General features: G+C 74.5%; 14 protein-coding genes. 6 read left to right on the top strand and 8 right to left on the bottom strand.

Going from position 1 to position 21,102, the window contains the following annotated elements; genetic code table 11:
* Positions 1 to 51 precede the first annotated feature (51 nt).
* Both RQM47_RS08035 and RQM47_RS08030 read left to right on the top strand, forming a co-directional pair.
* On the top strand, positions 52 to 705 hold the full coding sequence (locus tag RQM47_RS08035) for a DsbA family oxidoreductase (RefSeq protein WP_311662280.1): 654 nt from the start codon (positions 52 to 54) through the stop codon (positions 703 to 705).
* A 24-nt stretch (positions 706 to 729) separates the two neighbouring features.
* Positions 730 to 1,773, top strand: coding sequence for a mechanosensitive ion channel family protein (locus RQM47_RS08030; protein WP_311662279.1), 1,044 nt, complete (start codon positions 730 to 732; stop codon positions 1,771 to 1,773).
* Positions 1,774 to 1,867: 94 nt separating this feature from the next.
* On the opposite strand, the gene RQM47_RS08025 is transcribed toward RQM47_RS08030, so the two are convergent.
* From RQM47_RS08025 to RQM47_RS08015, 3 genes are all read right to left on the bottom strand, one after another.
* Complete coding sequence (locus tag RQM47_RS08025) at positions 1,868 to 2,137, bottom strand: hypothetical protein (RefSeq protein WP_311662278.1); 270 nt, start codon at positions 2,135 to 2,137, stop codon at positions 1,868 to 1,870.
* 215 nt (positions 2,138 to 2,352) lie between these two features.
* Positions 2,353 to 6,270, bottom strand: coding sequence for a PAS domain-containing hybrid sensor histidine kinase/response regulator (locus RQM47_RS08020; RefSeq protein WP_314008375.1), 3,918 nt, complete (start codon positions 6,268 to 6,270; stop codon positions 2,353 to 2,355).
* A gap of 159 nt (positions 6,271 to 6,429) precedes the next feature.
* Positions 6,430 to 9,075: a response regulator gene (locus tag RQM47_RS08015; protein ID WP_314008372.1), complete on the bottom strand. Its 2,646-nt coding sequence runs from the start codon at positions 9,073 to 9,075 to the stop codon at positions 6,430 to 6,432.
* Positions 9,076 to 9,387: 312 nt separating this feature from the next.
* Here RQM47_RS08015 and clpB point away from each other — a divergent pair, with 312 nt between their 5' ends.
* From clpB to RQM47_RS07995, 4 genes are all read left to right on the top strand, one after another.
* Positions 9,388 to 12,057 (top strand): ATP-dependent chaperone ClpB, encoded by a 2,670-nt coding sequence (clpB, locus tag RQM47_RS08010; protein ID WP_314008369.1) that lies wholly within the window; start codon positions 9,388 to 9,390, stop codon positions 12,055 to 12,057.
* Positions 12,058 to 12,067: 10 nt separating this feature from the next.
* Positions 12,068 to 12,373, top strand: a complete 306-nt coding sequence (locus RQM47_RS08005) for a DUF4160 domain-containing protein (protein ID WP_311662274.1) — start codon at positions 12,068 to 12,070, stop codon at positions 12,371 to 12,373.
* The gene (locus RQM47_RS08000; protein ID WP_311662273.1) at positions 12,373 to 12,636 is read left to right on the top strand and encodes a DUF2442 domain-containing protein; all 264 of its coding nucleotides are present in this window, start codon (positions 12,373 to 12,375) and stop codon (positions 12,634 to 12,636) included. The genes RQM47_RS08005 and RQM47_RS08000 overlap by 1 nt, the downstream gene beginning before the upstream one ends.
* A gap of 182 nt (positions 12,637 to 12,818) precedes the next feature.
* Positions 12,819 to 14,204 (top strand): OmpA family protein, encoded by a 1,386-nt coding sequence (locus RQM47_RS07995; protein ID WP_311662272.1) that lies wholly within the window; start codon positions 12,819 to 12,821, stop codon positions 14,202 to 14,204.
* Positions 14,205 to 14,240: 36 nt separating this feature from the next.
* Here the strand turns inward: RQM47_RS07995 and RQM47_RS07990 are convergent, their stop codons facing one another.
* The 5 genes from RQM47_RS07990 to RQM47_RS07970 all read right to left on the bottom strand — a co-directional run bounded on the left by RQM47_RS07990 (position 14,241) and on the right by RQM47_RS07970 (position 21,097).
* The gene (locus RQM47_RS07990) at positions 14,241 to 16,733 is read right to left on the bottom strand and encodes a protein kinase domain-containing protein (RefSeq protein WP_311662271.1); all 2,493 of its coding nucleotides are present in this window, start codon (positions 16,731 to 16,733) and stop codon (positions 14,241 to 14,243) included.
* A gap of 13 nt (positions 16,734 to 16,746) precedes the next feature.
* Complete coding sequence (locus tag RQM47_RS07985; RefSeq protein WP_311662270.1) at positions 16,747 to 17,328, bottom strand: sigma-70 family RNA polymerase sigma factor; 582 nt, start codon at positions 17,326 to 17,328, stop codon at positions 16,747 to 16,749.
* A 100-nt stretch (positions 17,329 to 17,428) separates the two neighbouring features.
* The gene (locus RQM47_RS07980) at positions 17,429 to 17,734 is read right to left on the bottom strand and encodes a hypothetical protein (protein WP_311662269.1); all 306 of its coding nucleotides are present in this window, start codon (positions 17,732 to 17,734) and stop codon (positions 17,429 to 17,431) included.
* Positions 17,735 to 17,913: 179 nt separating this feature from the next.
* The gene (locus RQM47_RS07975) at positions 17,914 to 19,575 is read right to left on the bottom strand and encodes an isovaleryl-CoA dehydrogenase (RefSeq protein ID WP_314008366.1); all 1,662 of its coding nucleotides are present in this window, start codon (positions 19,573 to 19,575) and stop codon (positions 17,914 to 17,916) included.
* Between the two features lie 415 nt (positions 19,576 to 19,990).
* Positions 19,991 to 21,097, bottom strand: a complete 1,107-nt coding sequence (locus RQM47_RS07970) for a D-Ala-D-Ala carboxypeptidase family metallohydrolase (RefSeq protein WP_314008363.1) — start codon at positions 21,095 to 21,097, stop codon at positions 19,991 to 19,993.
* Between the last annotated feature and the right edge of the window lie 5 nt (positions 21,098 to 21,102).

Here is a 21,102-nt window from a genome sequence, read left to right as displayed (position 1 = left end):
CCATCCCCCATCCCCCATCCCCCATCCCCCATCCCCCATCCCCCATCCCCCATGACCCTCGACGTGTTCGCTGACATCGCCTGCCCGTGGTGCTACATCGGGGAGGCGCGCCTCGCGGCCGCCCTCGACGCCCGGCCGCACCTGGGCGTCGAGCGGCGGTGGCGGCCGTTCCAGCTCCAGCCCGGGCTCCCCCGCGAGGGCGCCCCGCGTGAGCCGTTTTTCGAGCAGAAGTTCGGCGGCGCCGACGCCATGAGCGCCGCCTTCGACCACGTCACGCGGGCGGGGCGGGAGGCCGGGCTCGCGTTCCGGTTCGACCGGCTGGCCGGGGCGCCCAACACCACCGACGCCCACCGCCTCGTGCTCCTCGGCGCCACTTACGACCGCGCCTTCGAGACGGCCGACGCCCTGTTCGAGGGCTACTTCTCCGACGGCCGCGACCTGAACGACGCCGAGGACTTCGTAGCCATCGCCGAGCACGCTGGGCTCCCCGCCGCCGACGCCCGCGCGCTGCTCGGCGACGACCGCTTCGAGGCTGACGTCCGGCGGAGCCAGGAGATTGCCGCGCAGTCCGGGATCTCGGGCGTCCCGCTCTACCTGTTCGACGGACAGTTCGCGCTCTCGGGCGCGCAGCCGGTCGAGGCGTTCGTGCAGGCTCTCGACCGGGCCGCCGAGGCGGGGATGGAGGACGCCGCGGGCGCTCCGTAGCTTCCGCCCCCCCCCGACCGCCCCATGCAGACCGCCCCGCCCGCCCCCGACTCGGCCGCCGTCGACTCGCTCGTCCTCCAGCCCCTCGACGTGAGCGACGCGGCGTCGGGGCTGTGGATCAAGCTGGGCGAGTGGTACGAGGGGCTCGTCGTGCTCCTGCCGAACCTGTTCGTCGCCGTCCTCATCGTCGTCGCGGCCGCGTTCCTGGCCCGGCTCGCTCGGCGCGTCGTGTCGGCCCTGCTGCTCCGGGTGACGGACCACGCGCCGCAGGCCCGGAACGTCGTCGAGCTGCTGAGCACGCTGGCCTACGTGGCCGTGCTCGCCGTCGGGCTGTTCCTGGCGCTCCGGGTCATCGGCCTCAGCGGCGTCGTGACGACCCTCCTGGCCGGGGCCGGGATCGTCGGGCTGGCGTTGGGGTTCGCGTTCCAGGACATCGCGGCCAACTTTATCGCCGGCGTCCTCATGGCCGTGCGCAACCCGTTCGTGGTCGGCCAGATCATCGAGTCCAACGGGTTCATGGGCACCGTCAAGGAGATCTCGCTGCGGTCGACGGTGATCGACACGTTCGCGGGCCAGAAGGTGATCGTCCCCAACGCGAAGGTGTTCGGGGACCCCATCGTGAACTACTCGGCCCGGCTCGACCGGCGCGTGGACGTGGCGTGCGGCGTGGGCTACGGCGACGACCTCGAGCACGCGGAGCGGGTGGCGGTCCGGGCCATCGAGGGGCTCGACGGGATCGCCCGCGACAAGCCGGTCCAGCTCTACTACAGCGAGTTCGGCGACTCGTCGATTAACTTCACGCTCCGGTTCTGGGTCTCGTTCGGAAAGCAGACCGACTTCCTGGACGCGCAGTCCCGGGCCATCAAGGCCATCAAGGCGGCGTTCGACGCGAACGGCGTGACGATCCCGTTCCCCATCCGCACGCTCGACTTCGACCCCAACGGCGGCGTCGACCTCCGGTCCGCCCTCAAGGGCTCCGGGGGCGGGGCGGCGGACGGCCCGCAGGACGACGACGACGGACGCTACGACGATGCGTACGGCGACCCGTACGACGACGGCGGGCGCTGACTCACCCCGCCCGCTCCAGTGCTCGCGGGGAGGCCGATCCCGCCCCGCCCCGCCCGCGAGCGCCGCCTCTAGCTGGAGGCCGACTTCGCTCCGCTCAGTTCCACGGCAGCTCCGCCACAACGTCCTCGTGGAGCGCCGCGCGGACGTAGCCGACGAGCGCCCGCCGGCCCGGGCCGTCGCGGTGGACGCGCCCCTCGTCGGTCCGCATGCGGACGCGGCAGACGGGGAGGCCGGGGATCACGACCACGCCGTCGATGAGCGCGCGGCCGTCGCCGTCGCCGGCCGTCGTGATGAGGACGAACTCGGGCGTCGGGTCCGGGAACCCGAACTGAGCAAAGTCGCCGGAGGGCGAAGAGAGGGACATGGAGCCGGGGTCGGTGTCCCCTTCCTATCGGCCCGCCTCGCCCCCGGGTAAAGGGCGGGGCGGGATCCGAGGCGCGAAAGCCAAGCGCCATCCCGCGGCGGTCGGGGCGGGGACCGCGTCCCACCCCGCCCGCTTCCTGGGCGGGGCGGGCGGTCCGCAGCGTCCGCGCGCGCGCCGGTCCAGGCGCACGGTCGTCCTGCGCGCGCCGCCCCGCCCTACGCCGCCGCCACGGGGGCGGGGCGGCCCAGACCGGCCGCTTTGGCGAGCGCGTCGCGGAGGCCGTCGAGGGTGACGGGCTTGGTGAGGTAGTCGTCGGCGCCGGCGTCCAGGCACGTTTCGCGGTCGCCGCGCATGGCGTTCGCCGTCAGCGTGAGGACGTAGGGCTGGCGGTCGGGCGGGAGGTCGGCCCGGATGCGGCGCGTGGCTTCGAGCCCGTCCATCCGCGGCATCTGCACGTCCATGAGCACGAGGTCGTAGGGGCGCAGGGCCAGCGCGTCGAGGGCCTCGACCCCGTCGGCCACCACGTCGGCCGTGTGGCCGAGCCGCTGGAGCAGGCGGAGGGCCACCTTCTGGTTGACCACGTTGTCCTCGGCCAGCAGGATGCGGACAGTGGGCGGAGCCCGCTCCGCCCGGACGATGAGCGTGCCGCCCGCGTCCGGGGTATCGCCCACATCTGGGGCGTCGCCCACCCCACCGTCGTCGTCGGGGCAGGGCGAAGCGAGCGCGTTGGTGAGGGCGCCGAAGAGGGCGTCCGGCTTGACCGGCTTGTAGAGCACGGCGCAAGCGCCGGCGGCGAGCGCCTGCTCGCGGACCGCGCGGTCGCGCGTGATCGACGTGAGCATGACGACGGCCGGGCAGTCGGCCCCGTCCGGGCGCGCGGCGAGCGCCTGGGCCACGTCGAGCCCGCTCATCCCGGGCATCTGCGTGTCGAGGACGACGACGTCGACCGGCCGCCCCGCCCCCGCCGCGCGGTCGACGGCGGCGAGCGCCTCCGGCCCCGACGCCGCCTCCTCGACTTCGCCCCCCCACCGGGCGACAAGGTGCGCGAGGACCCCGCGGCCCACCCCGTTGTCGTCGACGACGAGCACGCGGCGCCCCCCGAGCGTGGCGTCCCGGCGGGCCAGCGGGCGGGGCGGGCGCGCGACGCCGAGCGGGACGGTGAACGCGAACGTGGACCCCACGCCGGCTTCGCTCTCGACGCCGATCTCGCCGCCCATCAGCTCGACGAGCCGCCGGCTGATGGCGAGCCCCAGCCCGGTCCCCCCGTACTCCCGCGTCGTCGAGGCGTCGGCCTGCGTGAAGCTCCCGAACACGTGGTCGAGCTTGTCAGAGGCGATCCCGATGCCCGTGTCTTCGACCGCGAACCGGAGCGCGACCGCCCCGCCCTCGCCCAGCGCGTCGGCCTCGGGCGGGGCGGCCTCGGGCGGGGCGGCCTCGGGCGGGGCGGCCTCGGGCGGGGCGGCCTCGGGCGGGGCGGCCGTGACGCGGACGCACACGCTCCCCTCGTGCGTGAACTTGACCGCGTTCGAGAGCAGGTTCACCAGCACCTGCCGCACGCGCGTCGCGTCGCCGACGACGGCGGCCGGGACCTCGGCATCGACAAGGTGGACGAGCTCGACGCCCTTCTCGGCCGCCGGCCGGGCCACGAGGTCGAGCGCGTCCTCGACCACCTGCCGCACATCGAAGGGGGCCTCCTCGAGGTCGAGGTGCCCGGCTTCGATCTTCGAGAAGTCGAGGATGTCGTTGATGAGCGTGAGGAGCGCGTCGCCGCTCGTGCGCACGGTCTCGACGAACTCGCGCTGCTCGTCGTCGAGGGCCGTGCCGAGCAGGAGCGACGTCATGCCGACGACGCCGTTCATGGGCGTGCGGATCTCGTGGCTCATGTTGGCCAGGAACTCGCTCTTCGCCCGCGTCGACGCCTCGGCCGCCTCCTTGGCCGCGACCAGCGCGCTCTGGGCCTCCCGCTCGACCGTCACGTCGCGCGTAACGGCGATGACCCCGACCGCCCCGCCCGCGGCGTCGCGGAGCGGGACGTGCGTGGTCTCGGCCGTACGCCGGTCGCCGGTCCCGTTGAGGAGCGGGTGCTCGAACGGGCAGCCCGGCGCGTTCCGTTTGAGGACGGCCTGCATCCGGCCTTCGATGTCGCAGGCGAGCGCCGGGGGGAGCGTGTCGGCCGCCCGCTTCCCGATTATGTCGCTGGGCGCCGCGACCGGATTGTACCGGCTGGCGTCGGCGTTGGCGAGGGCGACGCGGAAGTCGGCGTCCATGACGAGGACCGAGAGCGGGAGCGCGTCGACGGTTGCCTGGAGCAGCCGCTTCTGGTCCTCGACGGCAGCCCGCGCGCGGCGCTCGTCGGTCACGTCGCGCGTGACGCCGACCACGCCGACGACCGCCCCGCCCCCGTCGCAGAGCGGGACCCGCGAGGTTAGCCCTGTCCGCTCCTCGCCGTCGGGACGGGCGAGCGGGTGCTCCACGTCGAGGATGGCCTCGCCCGACTCCAACACGGGGAGGCGGCTCCGGAAGATCTGCTTGGCCATCGAGCCGACAAACACCTCGAACACCGACCGCCCCACGGCGGCCTCGACCGAGTCGACCGTCGCGTCGGCGAGGCTGGCCACGTTGGCCGCGAGGACGCGGCCGTCCCTGTCAATCGCGACGACGACGTCGGGGACCGTGTCGATCACCGCGCGGAGCAGCGCGTGCTGCCCCTCCGCCTCGCGCTCGCGGGCCTCGGCCGCCCGCTTCGCCTCGCGGAGCGCGGCCTCGGCGGCCCGCGCCTCGGTCACGTCGCGGAAGATGCCGACGAGCCCAGCGACCTCGCCGTTGGCCTGCCGGAGCGGGACCTTCGACGTGTGGAACCACCGCTCCTCGCCGGCGATGGTCAGCGACTGCTCGTCGCTCAGCGTCTCGCCCGTCTCCATCACGTGGACCTGCCGCTCCCAGTCGTACCGGGCCACCGGCTCGGGGAGCACGTCGAACGGCGTCGTGCCCAGGCCGTCCTCGACGTGGTCGTACCCCAGCATGGCCGAGCACGAGGCGTTCCGCGTGACGCACCGCCCCGCCCGGTCGTTGACGTAGACGTAGTCCGGGAGGCTGTCGATGACGGTCCTGAGGAGGACCCGCTGCTCCTCGGCCTCGCGCCGCTCGTCTTCGGCGGCCTCCTTGGCGGCGACGAGCGCGGCCTCGGCCCGCTTCGCCTCGGTCACGTCGCGCGAGACGCCGACGAGCCCGACGACCGCCCCGCCCTCGTCGCGGAGCGGGACCTTCGTCGTCGAGAGCCACACCTCGCGGCCGTCCGAGGTTGTGTAGAAGTCCTCCTGGTCGTGGACGGCCTCGCCGGACGCCATCACGGCCTGGTCCCCCGCCGCGACCTCGGCGGCGAGCGGGGCGGGGAGCGTGTCGAACACGGTGAGCCCGATTGTCTCGGCCGGGTCGTCGTGCCCGATCAGCCGGGCGTCGGCGACGTTCCGCACCACGCACCGGCCCTCGGCGTCGCGGACGAAGATGGCGTCGGGGATGGCGTCGACGAGCGTCCGCAGCAGCCGCTCCCGCGCGGCCACGCCGTCCCGACTCCGCCGCAGCGCCCGCGTCACGTGGACGTGGACAGCCCCGGTAATCGCGATGAGCGAGGCGATGACGGCGAAGTTCGACACGAGGAGGAGAGCCTCGCCGACCGGCGCCCCGGCGACGGCGAGCGTAGCGGCCATGGTCGCCACGAGCGCCCCCACCCCGCCCCACACGGACCGTGTCGACGGGGAGTACAGTGCGATGATGATGGCCGGCCCGCTCCCCACGACGAAGATCCCCATGGTCCACGGTCCGTCCAGCCCGTTGAGGACTCCCAGCCACGTGAAGTACGCGACCAGGCCGCACGCCACGACGACCGAGACGGGGTAGATCCTCCGGCGGACGCCGGCGGAGACGAGGGTGAGCGCGATGACCGCGGAGCAAACCGCGGCGCACGCGACTCGGTAGGCGAGAGGGTCGACGTACGTCGGGTCCAGGAGCCGGTACGGGAGCCAAAAGGCGACGCTCGCGACGGCGCCGATCCCCATCATCCACCGGAACTCGGCGAGGGCCTTCCCCCCGGCTTCGTGGTGGGGGCGGGGTGGCAGGGCGGGGGGCAGCGGCATGGCGGCGGAGGGGCGCCCGTCGGGTATCGGCCGGGCGGGGCGGGACTATAGAAACCGCCCCGCCCACGCGCAGCGGGGCAGACCGCCCCGCCCTCGCGCGGCAGGGCAACCGGGCGGGGCGGCTGAGCGGGGTGTGAGGGCGGGGTGGTCCTGCCGGCGCTACGCGGGCAACGGGTCCGCCTCGGAGGCCGCCGGCCCCGCCGCGACGGACGCGATGGCCGCCGCCAGGGACTCCCGGTTGACCGGCTTCGAGAGGTAGCTGTCGCACCCGGCGTCCAGGCACAGCTCGCGGTCGCCGCGCATCGCGTTCGCCGTGAGCGCGATGACGCGGGGCTGGTGGATGTTGGGGTCGGCGCGGATGCGGCGCGTGGCTTCGAGCCCGTCCACGTGGGGCATCTGCATGTCCATGAGTACGACGTCGTAGGCCTGCCGCTGGACGGCGTCGACGGCCTCGGCGCCGTCGGCGACGACGTCGGCCGTGTAGCCGATGCGGTCGAGCAGGCGGAGGGCCACCTTCTGGTTGACCGCGTTGTCCTCGGCGACCAGGATGCGGAGGGGCCGCGCAGCGGAGCCGGCCGCCGCCCCGCCCGGCCGAGCCACCCACGCCGTCCGCCGCTCGGGCGCCGCGTCCGGCCCGTCGGAGCCGCCCCCGAACAGGCCCAGGACCGTCCGGTGGAGGGAAGCCGGCTTGGTCGGCTTGTAGAGCACGGCCTGGACGCCGGCCGCCGCCGCCCGCTCCCGGAGCGAGGCGTCCCGGTTGATCGACGTCAGCAGGACGACGGCGGGGCCGTCGCCGGCCTCGGCGCGCCGCGCCTGGAGGTGCTGGGCCGTCTCCACGCCGTTCATCTCGGGCATCTGCATGTCGAGGAGCACGAGGTCGTACGGCCGCCCCGCCCCGTCCGCCTCGGCCACCGCCGCGAGCCCCGCCCCGCCCGAGGCGACCGCGTCCGCCGTCATGCCCCAGCGCTCCACCACCCGCGTCAGGATCTCGCGGTTGACGGCGTGGTCGTCGACGACGAGCACGCGGCGGCCGTCGAGCGCCGGCTGCTCGCGCTGGAGGAACGCCTGGCGCTCGCCTGCCACCACCGTGACGGCGACCGAGAACGTGAACGTAGACCCCACGCCGGCCTCCGACTCGGCCCCGATCTCGCCGCCCATCAGCTCGACGAGCCGCCGGCTGATGGCGAGCCCCAGCCCGGTCCCCCCGTACTCCCGCGTCGTCGAGGCGTCGGCCTGCGTGAAGCTCCCGAACACGGCTCCGACCTTGTCGGCGGCGATCCCGATGCCCGTGTCCTCGACCGCGAACCGGAGCGCGACCGCCCCGCCCTCACCCAGCACGTCGGCCTCGGGCGGGGCGGCCTCGGGCGGGGCGGCCGAGACGCGGACGCACACGCTCCCCTCGTGCGTGAACTTGACCGCGTTCGAGAGCAGGTTCACCAGCACCTGACGCACGCGCGTCATGTCCCCGATGACCTGCTGGGGGACACCGTCTTCGACGTGGTAGGCCAGCTCGACGCCCGTAGCCGCCGCGCGCTGCGCGACGAGGTCGAGCGCGTCCTCGACCGCCTGCCGCACGTCGAACGGGTGGGCTTCGAGGTCGAGGTGCCCGGCCTCGATCTTGGAGAAGTCGAGGATGTCGTTGATGAGCGTGAGGAGCGCGTCGCCGCTCGTGCGCACGGTCTCGACGAACTCGCGCTGCTCGTCGTCGAGGGCCGTGCCGAGCAGGAGCGACGTCATGCCGACGACGCCGTTCATGGGCGTGCGGATCTCGTGGCTCATGTTGGCCAGGAACTCGCTCTTCGCCCGCGTCGACGCCTCGGCCGCCTCCTTCGCGGCGAGGAGCGCGGCCCGGGCCTCGTGCTGCTCGGTCACGTCGCGCGTGATCCCGACGACGCCGACCACCCCGCCCTCGCGGTCGTACAGGGGGACGCGCGTCGTCGAGACCACGCGGGCGCCCCCGCCCACGTCGGGGTAGACGTGTTCCGTGTCGAAGATGGCGCGGCCCGTTTCGAGGACCGGGAGCCGCCCGCTGTGGATCAGCGACGCGACGGCCGGCGAGAACACGTCGTGCGCCCGCTTCCCGACCAGGTCACAGAGGGCATCGACTGTCGACTGAGCGACGCTGACGGCGTTGGCGGTGACGAACCGGCCCTCGCGGTCGACGACGAAGATGGCGTCGGGGAGCGCGTCGAGGAGGGTCCGCAGCACCCGCCGGTTCTCCTCCGTCTCGCGCTGGTGGGCCGCCACCTGGCGGCTCGTCTCCGACAGCTCCTGGATCGCCCGGAGCCGCGCGGCGGCCATGACGTAGGTGCTGATCCCGATAAAGACGAAGGCTCCGACGGCCAGCGCCGGCTGAATCCCGGGCTCGGGTGTGAGGAGAACGAACGCCGAGTTGAGGGCCGTGAGCCCCACCAGCAGCCAGCCCGTGCGCCGGGCGCTGTCGCTCATGAACCCCACCACGAGGGCGCAGGCGAACGTGGGGAACATCTGCCCCACCGCCCACGGCCCGTCGTACCCGTTGCGGAGCGAGACCCACCCGAAGTACCCGACGACGGCGTAGGCCACCGGCACGACGACCAGGCCCGGCCGCCGCTGTACCCGACTGCTCACGAACGTCGCAACGACCAGCCCGAGCGGCAGCGTGGCCAGAGCGAGCCGCCCGACGAACGGGTCGTCGTAGCTCGGGTCCTGGAGGTAGAACGTGATCCAGAAAAACGGGATCGCGACCGCGGCCGCCGAGGCCACCCACCGGACGCCCATCAGCGTCGGGTGAACGTCGGCTCTGCTCATCGAGAGTGGGCTCATGGGCGTGACGGCGCTACGCGAGGAGCGGGTATCGGCAGGCCGCCCCGCTCCTAAATCGCCGCGCTCTTTCCACCTGACATTCCGCCCCGCCCGAGTCCGCCTCGGCGGGGCGGGGTGGCGCCGGGGCGGGGTGGCGCGCGGTCCCGCCCCGCTCCCGCGGGCGGGGCGCAGACGGGGCCGCCGACTCTTTCCCAATAACGGCTGACATGGTGGCAGCCGCCCCGCCCCTGGCACGGCCTTCGCCGATGGAGGGGAAACGACTCTGATTCGCCGGCGTCCGCCACTCTGACCGCCGGACCGACCACCCCGCCCATGAACCTCCAGAAGTTTACCGTCAAGGCCCAAGAGGCCGTCCAGGCCGCGCTCGAGATCGCGCAGGCCGAGAACAACCAGGGGCTCGAGCCGCCCCACCTGCTCAAGGCGTTCCTCCAGGACGAGGGCGGCCTCGTGCCCACGCTCCTCTCGCGGCTCGGGGCCAACGCCGAGACGCTCTCGGCCCTCGCCGACCGGGCCATCGAGAAGCTCCCGACCGTGACGGGCGCGTCGGTGTCCGGCCAGTACGTCGGCGACGCGCTCAACAAGGCGTTCGACGCCGCGCTCCAGGAGGCCGAGGCGCTGGGCGACGAGTACGTCGCGTCCGAGCACCTGCTCATGGCGATGTCCGAGGGCGAGGGCGGGGTGGCGAACGCGCTCCAGAGCCAGGGCGTGACCAAGGACGCGCTCCTCGGCGTGCTCCAGCAGGTGCGGGGCGGGCAGCGCGTGCAGGACCCCTACGCCGAGTCCAAGTACGACGCGCTCAACCGCTACGCCCGCGACCTCAACGAGGCCGCTCGCAAGGGGCGCATCGACCCGGTCATCGGCCGCGACGAGGAGATCCGCCGCGTGCTCCAGATCCTGAGCCGCCGCACCAAAAACAACCCGGTCCTCGTCGGCGAGCCCGGCGTGGGCAAGACGGCGATCGCCGAAGGCCTCGCCATCCGCATCGTCGAGGGCGACGTGCCCGAGGGGCTCCGCTCGAAGCGCATCCTCGCGCTCGACATGGGCGCGCTCATCGCCGGCGCCAAGTACCGCGGCGAGTTCGAGGACCGCCTCAAGGCGGTCGTAAAGGAGGTGGCCGACTCGGACGGCGAGGTCGTCCTGTTCATCGACGAGATCCACACGCTCGTGGGCGCCGGGGGCGGGGAGGGCGCCATGGACGCGGCCAACATCCTCAAGCCGGCGCTCGCGCGCGGCGAGCTCCGCGCGATCGGGGCGACGACGCTGGACGAGTACCAGAAGTACTTCGAAAAGGACAAGGCGCTCGAACGGCGCTTCCAGATGGTGCTCGTGGCCGAGCCGTCGGTCGAGGACACCGTCGCGATCCTGCGCGGGATCAAGGACCGCTACGAGCTCCACCACGGCGTCCGCATCACGGACGGGGCGATCGTGGCGGCGGCCGAGCTCTCGGACCGCTACGTCACCAACCGCTTTCTGCCCGACAAGGCCATCGACCTCGTCGACGAGGCGGCGTCGCGGCTCCGGCTCGAGATCGACTCGACGCCCGAGGAGCTCGACCGCGTCGAGCGCGAGGTCCGCACGCAGGAGATCGCCCGCGAGGCCGTCAAGCGCGAGGGCGACGAGGGCGGGGTGGAGGAGATCTCGGCGCGCCTGGCCGACCTGGAGGAGGAGCGCGACCGGCTCCGCGCGCGCTGGGAGCAGGAGCGCGACCTGGTCATGACGATCAAGGAGTCGAAGGCCGAGATCGACCGGCTCAAGACCGAGGCGGCCGACCTGGAGCGCCAGGGCGAGTTCGGCCGCGTGGCCGAGATCCGCTACGGCCAGATCCCCGAGCTCCAGGAGACCATCGACGCCACGACGGCGCGGCTCGCCGAGGTCCAGGAGGGCGGGGCGATGCTCAAGGAGGAGGTCGACGCCGAGGACATCGCCGACGTCGTCTCGCGCTCGACGGGCATCCCGGTCTCGCGGATGCTGGCGACCGAGCGCGAGAAGCTCCTGCACCTGGAGCGCGAGCTCGAAAAGCGCGTTGTCGGGCAGCCCGAGGCCGTCGAGGCCGTCGCGAACGCGGTCCGCCGGAGCCGGGCGGGGCTCCAGGAGGCGAGCCGCCCGCTGGGCTCGTTCATCTTCCTCGGAACGACGGGCGTGGGCAAAACCGAGCTGGCGAAGGCGCTCGCCGAGCAGCTGTTCGACGACGAGAACGCGCTCGTGCGCATCGACATGTCGGAGTACCAGGAGCGCCACACGGTCTCGCGCCTCGTCGGCGCGCCTCCCGGCTACGTGGGCTACGACGAGGGCGGGCAGCTGACCGAGGCCGTCCGCCGCCGGCCGTACTCGGTCGTGCTCCTGGACGAGTTCGAGAAGGCGCACCCCGAGGTCTACAACGTGCTCCTGCAAGTGCTCGACGACGGCCGCCTGACGGACTCGAAGGGCCGCGTGGTCGACTTTTCGAACACGCTCATCATCATGACCTCGAACCTGGGGTCGGAGCTCATCACGCAGCAGCTCGGGCAGGGCCAGGACGTGACGGAAGACGAGCTCGACCGGCTCCGCGACGAGCTCCTGGCGCTCCTGCGCACGCGGCTCCGGCCCGAGTTCCTCAACCGGATCGACGAGACCGTCGTGTTCCGCCCGCTGGGCCGCGACCAGATCCGCCAGATCGTCGCCATCCAGTTCGACCGGACGCGGCGGATGGCCGAGAAGTCGCACGGCCTCCGCCTCGTGCTGACCGACGCGGCCGCCGACGCCGTCGCGGCCGAGGGGTTCGACGCCGCGTTCGGCGCACGCCCGCTCAAGCGCGTGCTCCAGCGCCAGGTGGCCAACAAGCTGGCCGAGCAGATCCTGGCCGGCCTCGTCTCCGACGGCGACACGGTCATGGTCGTCGCCGCGCCTGGGGGCGGGGTGGCGCTCGAAACCTCGCGCGGCCGCCCCGCCCCGCCCGAGGGCGACGGCGCGGACGTGCCGATGGCGCCGGCGGGCGAGGCGTAGCGCGGGCGGGGTGGGTGTACGTTGCCCCGCCCGCGCCTCGGACCGATGCCTGCGGTCTCCTTGCTACTACGGCCTCGTCGTTTACCTGTACTTCTACGACGAGGGTCAGCACCACGAGCCCCACGTCCACGTCAAGTACCAGGGGGAGGAGGCCGCCCTGCGCATCCCGGACGGCGAGGTTCTCGACGGAACCCTCCCCCGCGGTAAGCTGAAGCTGGCCCAGGCCTGGATGGAGATCCACGCTGAAGAGCTCGAAGCCAACTGGGCATTGGCGGCGGCCGGCGAGCCCGTGTTCAAGATCGACCCCCTCCGCTGATGGCCCTCCGCACCATCGTCTCGGCCCGCCCCGCCCATGAGGGGGTTCTGCACGTCCGGTTCGCGTCCGGCGAGGAGCGACTGTTCGACACCCGGCCGTTCCAGCGGAGCGACTTTTTCCAGCGCCTCGCGGACCCCGGCTACTTTGCCCAGGTCCGCGTCGAGGCGGGGACGGTAACGTGGCCGGAGGGGCACGACTTCGATCCCGGGACGGTCTTCGCGAGAGGCGAGGAAGTCGGCGCCTCCGCCGGAAGGGCTCGCTGAGGGCGGGGCGGCGTTCAGAACCGCCCCGCCCGAGGGCACCGGCCGGCGAGGCGTAGCGCGGGCGGGGTGGTCCGCCGCCCCGCCCTGGCGGCCCCGCACGGGCGGGGCGGTTCTTGGCTCGCGTGACCGGCCGGGGCCGCAAACTCCGTGGTAGAGGGTGGACCCCCACGACCACCCCGCCCATGCGCCACCGCCCCGCCCCGCTCCTCCTCGTCGCCGTCCTCGGCCTCTCCCTGGCCGGCTGCGCCGCGGGCGACCGCATCATGGACCGCGCGGGCCAGGCCGCCGAGCGCGCCCTCAACCGTCAGATCGACAACCGGACCAACCGGGCCGTCAACGGCGCCATCGACGGAGCGTTCGCGGCCGGCGAGGACGCCGTCCGCTGCGCGTTCGACGACGACGCGTGCGTTCGCCAAGCGACGGGCCGCGGCGAGAACGTGGTCCTGGTTGACCGCGACGGGACGCCCGTCGACCGCAACGGCAACCCGGTGGACGCCGACGACGTCGAGGGCGCGATCGTCCGCGCGCCCGGCTCGGCCGGCCCGCCGCGCCCCGGCGTCACGAACACGGGCTTCGACTTCGAGCCCGGCGCCCGCACGCTCTTCGAGGACGACTTCGAGGGCACGCGGACCGGCAACGTCCCCGGCTCCATCCGGTTCATCAAAGGCGAGATGGACGTCGTCGAGGACCGCGGCAACAAGGTGCTCCGCGTGCTGCGCGAGTCCATGTTCGGCGTCCCGATGGGCGAGCGGCCGGACCTGTTCACGATCGAGTTCGACGTCTACATGGAGCCCAACGCCGCGCTCTGCATCACGACGACGAAGATCGACGAGTACAGCCGGCTCGACGGGATGCGCTCGTGCGAGCAGGCCGTGGCCTGGATGGACATGACCGCCTTCCGGATCGCCAGCGGCACGGGCCGCGTCCCGCATCAGACCGGGTTCATCGCTCCCGATGGCAGCTCCAGTGGTACGGGCGCGTTCGGAGGGTACGCGCCCCTAGCCGAGCGCTACGTCCCCGTCCGCGCGACGATGGACGGGACCTACCTCAAGGTCTACCTCGACGAGACGCGGGTGGTCAACATCCCAAACGCCCAGCTAGCGCCGGGCTCGGAGCTCATCTTTTTCGTCCAGAGATACTCGGGCTCCTACGCCGAAGAGACGGTGTACATCGACAACCTGCGCGTGGGCTCCGGCGGCCAGGAGACGGGCTACGGCGCGCTTTCGACCGGCGGCCGCGTGACGGCGCGCGGCATCCTGTTCGAGAGCGGGAGCGCCCAGCTCACGGGCTCGTCCACGGCCGAGCTGACCCAGCTGCTCGCTGCCCTCGAAGACGCCCCCGGGCTCCGCGTCCGCATCGAGGGCCACACGGACGCCTCGGGCGGGGCGGACACGAACCGGCGCCTCAGCCAGCAGCGCGCCGACGCCGTCGCGGCGTGGCTGACGGGCCGCGGCGTCTCGCCGTCGAGGCTCGAAGCCGTCGGCATGGGCGAGGACCAGCCCATCGCCTCGAACGACACGGCGGCCGGGCGCGAGCAGAACCGGCGCGTCGAGATCGTCGGTTTGTGAAGCCTCCGCCCCGCCCGGAGCCCGGGGCGGGGTGGCCTACACTGAGTCAGACGAGGGTGCGGGCGGGGCGGCCTCGACGTCGGCGGCCCGCCGCTCGCACTCCCGCGTCTTCTCGTGGTCCGGCCCGAGCACGCGGCGGAGGCGCGGGAGCAGGCGCGCGGCCCGGGCGCGGGCCGCCCCGCCCCGCCCGGCGCGGTCGAGGTTGGTGATCCAGCGGCGCTCGGCCGCGAGCGCCGTCGGGTGGTCCGGCCCGAGCGCACGGGCGAGCGTGGCGACGCCGTCGGCGACCTCGTCGAGCCCGCCGGCGTCGCCCTGGAGCAGGCGGATTTCGCCGAGCAAGAGGAGGCTGTTGCCCACCGAGGCGTGGTCCGGCCCGAGGTGCGCGCGGCGGCCGGCGAGCGCCTCGCGGTAGAGCGGCTCGGCGTCCGCGTAGCGGCCTTGCGTCTGGAGCGCCCACCCGAGGTGGCTCAGGCTCTGCGCCACGTGCGGGTGCGAGCGGCCCAGGAGCCCGCGGCGGACGGCGAGCGCCTCGCGGTGGGCGGCCGCCGCCCCGCCCACGTCGCCCAGGTCGGCGAGGGCCGCGCCGTAGTCGCTCAGCGACTGGGCCGTGAGGATGTGGGCGCCGAGCGCCCGCCGCCGCCCCTCGATGGCCCGACGGAAGAGCGGGGCGGCCTGGGCGGGGCGACCCGCCACGTGGTGGAGCGTAGCGAGCGCGCTGACCGAGGCGTACACCTCGGGGGCCTCGGCCCCGAGCGTCGCCTCGCGGATGGCGAGCGCCTCGCGGACGAACGGGACGCCGCCGTCGGGGTCGCCGGCCGCCCGGCGGAGGAGCCCGCGGCCCTCGATGGCCTCGGCCGCCGTCGGCGTCCGCCGCCCCTCGGCCGCCGTCTCCACGTCGAGGGCCGCCGCGTACAGCGAGTCGGCCGCGCCGTAGTCGCCCTGCGCGAAGGCGAGCCAGGCGAGGTGGTTGAGGCTCTCGGCCACCTCGCGGTGCGCGCGGCCGTAGAGCGCGCGGCGGGCGTCGAGCGCCCGCCGGAGCAGGCGGCCGGCGTCGTCGTAGCGGGCGTAGGTCTGGTAGATCTGGCCGACGTGGTCGTAGAGCCGGGCCTGGACCGCCGGTTCGCCGTCGAGGTCGGCCTCGACGCGGCGGACGGCGCGGTCGAGCACGTCGCCGGCGTCGAGCCGCTCGGCGCCGGCCTGGTTCGGGTCGAACTCGCCGAGGAGCCCGACCATGAACGCCGCCGCCCGCTCGGCCCGGTCCCGCTCGGCCGTCGCCACGCGGCCCTGCCAGACGGCGAGCGCGAGCCCGGCCGCCAGCACGAGCACGCCGGCCGCCGCCCCGCCCACGCCGAGCCGGTGGCGCCGGACGAACGAGCCCGCGCGGTACCGCACGGTGGCGGGCCGGGCCTCGACGGGGAGCCCGCTGCGGTGGCGGGCCACGTCGGCGGCGAGCGCCGCGGCCCCGTCGTAGCGCCGCTCGGGCTCCTTGCGGAGCGCCTTGAGCACGATCTGGTCGAGGTCGCCCGCGAGCCGGCGCGCGAGCCGCTCGGGCGCCCCGGGCGGGGCGGCTCGGGCCGGGGCGCCCTCGGGCGGGGCGGCGCGGACGGCCACGCTCGGGCGGGGCGGCGCGTCGCTGAGCACCGCCCGCTCGACGTCCGCGCGCGTGGCGCCGGCGTGGGGGCGCCGGCCCGTGAGCAGCTCGTAGAGCAGGGCGCCGAGGGCGTAGACGTCGGTCGCCGTCGTGACCGCCCCGCCCGCGACCTGCTCCGGCGCCGCGTAGGTCGGCGTCCGCGGGGCCGACCCGGCGACCGTCACGTCCGGGTCGTCGAGCGCCTTGGCGATCCCGAAGTCGAGGAGCTTGACGCAGGCCGCCCCGCCCCCGTCGCACACGAGCACGTTCGACGGCTTGAGGTCGCGGTGGACGACGAGCCGCGAGTGGGCGTACTGGACCGCCGCGCACACGTCGGCGAACAGGTCGAGCCGCGCCTCGACGCCCAGCCCGCGGCGGGCGGCGTAGTCCGTGATCGGCTCGCCCGCGGCCAGCTCCATCGCGAAGAAAGGCCGGCCGTCCGGGGCCAGGCCGCCGCCGTAGAGCCGGGCGATGCCCGGGTGGTCCAGCCGCGCCAGCGTCTGGCGCTCGGCGAGAAAGCGTCGGACGTCGCCGCCTCCGAAGCGGAGCACCTTGAGCGCGACGGTCCGCTCGAACGCGCCGTCGGCCCGGGCCGCCCGGTACACGACGCCCATCCCGCCCTCGCCGATGCGCGCCTCGACGCGGTACGGCCCGACGCGGGCGCCCGGCGCGAACACGTCGGGCGGGGCGATCCGGCGGACCGCGCGCTCGAAAAAGGCGCCGGCGCCGTCGTGGGCCGCCAGCAGCGACGCGACCTCGGCCCGGAGCGCGGCGTCGCCGCCGGCCTCGCGGTCGAGGAGCGCAGCGCGGGCGTCGCCGTCGAGGCCGAGCGCCCGGTCAAACAGGGCCTCGACGCGGAGCCAGCGGGCGCGGTCGGTGTCTGTGAGGGCGGGGTCCATGCGGGCGGGGCGGCTAGACGGGGTCCGAGAGCGCCCGGTAGAGCCACGCCCGCGCGAGCCGCCAGTCCCGCTGGACGGTCGCGGCCGAGACGCCGAGCGCGGCGGCCGTCTCGTCGACGCTCATCTCGCCGAAAAACCGGCACTCGACGACTCGCGCCTTCCGGCTGTCGAGGGCCGCCAGCTGATCGAGCGAGCGGTCGAGCGCGAGCACGTGGGCGTCCGGCGCCGCCCCGCCCCCGTCGGCCAGCGTCTCGGAGAGCTCGACGCGGGCGAGGCCGCCGCCCCGCTTCTGCGCCCCCTGCCGCCGGGCGTGGTCGACGAGCACGTGGCGCATGGCCTTGGCCGCGACGGCCAGAAAGTGGCTCCGCCCCTCGAAGTCCGACGAGCCGCCGCCGCCGGCCAGCCGGAGGTAGGCCTCGTGGACGAGCGCCGTCGTGTTCACGGTCTCGCACGACGGCCCCCGCCGGACGGCCCGGGCCAGCGCCCGGAGTTCCTCGTAGACGACCGGGAGCAGCCGGTCGAACGCGCCGCCGTCGCCCTCGCGGAGCGCCGCGAGCAGGCGGTCGACCTCGGCCGAGGAAGCGGGCGGAGACATAGGGGTGGAGCCGGTCCTGACGCCCGAAAGGTAGGTCATCAAACGCCTTACGCCACCCCGCCCCTCCACGCCGCCCGACGAGCCTGCGCGGGCGGGGCGGCTAGTTGGCCGAGAGGGCCGGCCCGGCGTCGGGGATGACGGTCACGTCCTGGACCGCGAACCACCCCTCGCCCTCCCCGCCCGCCGAGTTCTTGTACGGGACCGGCTCGCCGTCTGCCCCCCGCCCCGGCTCGATGCCGACGACGTAGACGAGGTCTTTGCGGATGTCCCGCCCCGCCCCGTCCTGGCCCACCACGACGCCGGCCGAGGCGTCGGCCACGCGGCCCTCGATGGCGGCCAGCAGCTGCCCCTCGCGCGTGTACAGGTGGACGCGGACGCGCTTGCCGATAAAGTCGTAGTCAGACACGGGCTCGCTCGGTAGGCCGGTGAGTCAATGGGTCAGAAAGTTGGCAGGTGCCCCGCCCGTGCGTGAGGGCGGGGTGGGCGGCTCCAGGATACCCCCCGGAACGGCCCCCACCCCGCCCACGCGAGCGGGGCGGGCACGCACGGATCTAGCGGGGTCCGCTGCCCTACGAATCCACCGGCTCACGCCAATGGCGGCCACGCGCGCTCCACGACGGCGCGGGCGTCGGCCTCGGGCGGGAGCGTCCCGAAGGCGAGGCCGCCGCCGCCCAGCCGCGCCGCGCAGAAGGCGTCGGCGACGGCGGGCGGAGCGTGGCGGACGAGGAGCGAGCCCTGGAGCCCCAGCGCGAGCGCCTCGACGAGCCGCCGCGCCTGTCCCTCCGCCCCGCCCGGGTCGGCCGCCGCCGCGGCCAGGTCGCGGGCGAGGCGCCCGGCGTGGGTGTCCAGGTGCCGGTTGCCGCCGCGCGCGAGGGCGATCTCGGCGAGCGCGGCCTCGACGGCCTCGGGCGCCTTCTGCGCCGTCCGCAGCACGTCGAGGCACTGGACGTTCCCCGAGCCCTCCCAGATCGCGTTGACCGGCACGTCGCGGTACAGGCGCGGCATGCCCGACTCCTCGACGTAGCCGTTCCCGCCCAGGCACTCGACGGCCTCGGCCACGCCCGCCGCGGCCCGCTTGGTCACCCAATACTTGGCGACGGCCGTGGCGAGCCGCGTGAACGGCGCCTCGGCCTCGCCGGCGTCGAACCCGCGCGCGAGGCGGAGCGCGAACGCCGTCGCCGCCTCGCTCTCGAGCGCGAGGTCGGCGAGCACGTTCTGCATCAGCGGCTGCTCGGCGAGCGGGCGCCCGAACACGTGCCGGTGCGCCGCGTGGTGGGCCGCCTCGGCGAGCGCCCGGCGGAGCGTGGCCGCGCTGCCCAGCGCGCAGTCCAGCCGCGTGTGGCGGACCATCTCGATGATCGTCGCCACGCCCCGCCCCTCCTCGCCCACGAGCCGCGCCCACGCCCCGTGCAGCTCGACCTCGGACGACGCGTTCGAGCGGTTGCCCAGCTTGTCCTTGAGCCGCTGGAGCCGGACCGCGTTGACGTCGCCGTCGGGCGTGAACCGGGGGAGCCAGAAGCACGAGAGGCCGCCCGGCGCCTGCGCGAGCACCAGGAAGGCGTCGCTCATGGGCGCCGAGCAGAACCACTTGTGCCCCGTGATCCGGTACGGCTCGCCCGGGCCGCCCCGCCCCTCGGGCTCGGCGCGCGTGACGTTGGCGCGGACGTCGGTCCCCCCCTGCCGCTCCGTCATCGCCATGCCGACCGTCGCGCCGCGCTTGTCGGGGGCGGGGCGGAAGCGCTCGTCGTAGTCGGTCGAGAGCAGGCGCGGCTCCCACTCGCGGGCAATCTCGGGCTGGAGCCGGAGCGTGGGGAGGGCCGCGAACGTCATCGTGATGGGGCAGGTCGTCCCCTCGTCGGCCTGGTGGCGGAGCATGAGGGCCGCCCCGCGCGCGACGTGGGCACCCGGGCGCGGGTCGGTCCACGGGCGGCCCGCGAGCCCGGCCCCGATGCCCAGCCGCATGAGGTCGTGGTAGGCCGGGTGGAACTCGACGGTGTCCAGCCGCGCGCCGTAGCGGTCGTGCGTGCGCAGGACCGGCGGGTGCTCGTTGGCGAGCCGACCCCACGTGAGCACCTCGGCGCTCCCGCACCGGGCGCCGAACGCGTCGACCTCGCCGTCGGCCCACCCCGCCCCCTCGCGGGCGACGGCCTCGCGCAGCGCGGCGTCCTGGGGGTACGGGTTGTAGTCCTCCAGCGGCGGCGGCTGGTTGAGGACGGCGCGGACGGGGTCGGGGGCGACGACGTGCATGGCAGGATGGAGGAGGTACTCGGTACAGGGTACTCGGTACGGCCGGGGCGCACCCGCTACTCTTTGTTTCGTGCCGTGTGCGGGCGGGGCGGCAGCCGGGGGCCGCCCCGCCCAGGCAGGAGCGTGGGGGCGGGGCGGCCTTACAGCCGGCTCGGAACGCAGAACCAGGCAGCGACTCAGAGGCTGTTCGGTAGAAGCGGAGTCCCCCTCCTGGCCAGGAGGGGACAGGGGTGGTTGTCGATGCGGGCGGGGCGGCCGGCCTGAACGCCCCCCTCCCGGCCTCGCGCCAGTGAGGCAGGAGACTCCACGTCGGTTACCCAACCGTTTCTCAGACCGAGCCCGCAGGTCGGAGGGTCTCCCCCACCCCGCCCCAGGCGCCGACGAGAACGAGTAGCCCCGGCGGCCGCCCCGCCCGCTACCAGCGGACGCGGGAGCCGCGCGTGTCGACGTGGACGAACGGGCCGCGGTGCGGGGCGGGGCCGTAGATGCCCACCCCGCCCACGAGGCTCGCGTTGTGGGGCACGGCCTCGACGCCGTCGGCGAGCGCCGCGAGCCACTCGGCGTCGGCCTGGTCCACGACGCCGTCGCCGTTGAGGTCGTCCATGCGGCCGTCGCCGTCCTCGTCGACGAAGACGTCGGCGGCGTCGCCGTAGAGGTGGCGGCTGTAGACGGTCGTGTTGCCGATCGCCGCGTTGTAGGCCGGCGTCCGGTAGCCGGACATGACGGTGAGGTCGCGGGCGGGGACGCCGGCCTCGTTCACGGCCGCCAGCAGGCGCTCCATCTTGATCAGCAGGTGCGGGCTGAGCGCGACGTACTTGGGCCACCCCGACGCCTGCTTCGCCAGGAAGTCGCCCAGCGTGAAGTTCGGCGAGACGGGCACGTCGCGCGTCTCGGCCGTCACGGCTACGAACCCGAGCGGCTCGTCGTAGGCCGAATCGCCGCCCATCGGCTCGTCCTGGTAGTCGCCGATCTCGTACGCCCCGATCCGGTCCGTGGTGTGGTCGAACGGCGTCAGCGCGAGCGCCTGGAGCACGACGGCCTCCCCGCCCGCGTCCGCCACGCGGACCTGCGAGAGGCCCGGCGTGGGCGGGGCGGTCCAGGTCCACGCGCGCGGGCCGGTCCGCCGGATGGCCCCGCCCGAGGCCGTCGCCTCGGCCTCGCCGGCGACGTAGAGCGCTTCGAGCGCGAGCGTATCGCCGGGCAGCACCACCACGGCGAGCGTGTCGAACGGGACGACGACGTCGCCGGCGCGGACGGCGAACGCCGCCCCGCTCCCCAACAACCCAGCCGGGGCGGGGTCGGCCGGGGCCACGCGCGCCGGCAGCACGGGCGGCGGCGGGGACGTCAGCGCGAACGCCACGGCGACGGCTACCAGCACGGCCACGACCGCGAACGCCGGGCGGAGCCGGCTCGGCCGCACCTCGGGCGGGGTGGCCGCGGCGCCCTCGGGCCGCGCAGGGCCGTCGGGCGCCGCGGCGGCGTGCTCTGCCGTCTCGTCTCGTGTCTCCTGTTCGCGTGCCACCGGTC

Source organism: Rubrivirga sp. S365, from assembly GCF_032248475.1.
Lineage (GTDB): Bacteria > Bacteroidota > Rhodothermia > Rhodothermales > Rubricoccaceae > Rubrivirga > Rubrivirga litoralis.
Note: the sequence above shows the minus strand (reverse complement) of the source record. Positions and strands in the feature narration are given on the sequence as shown.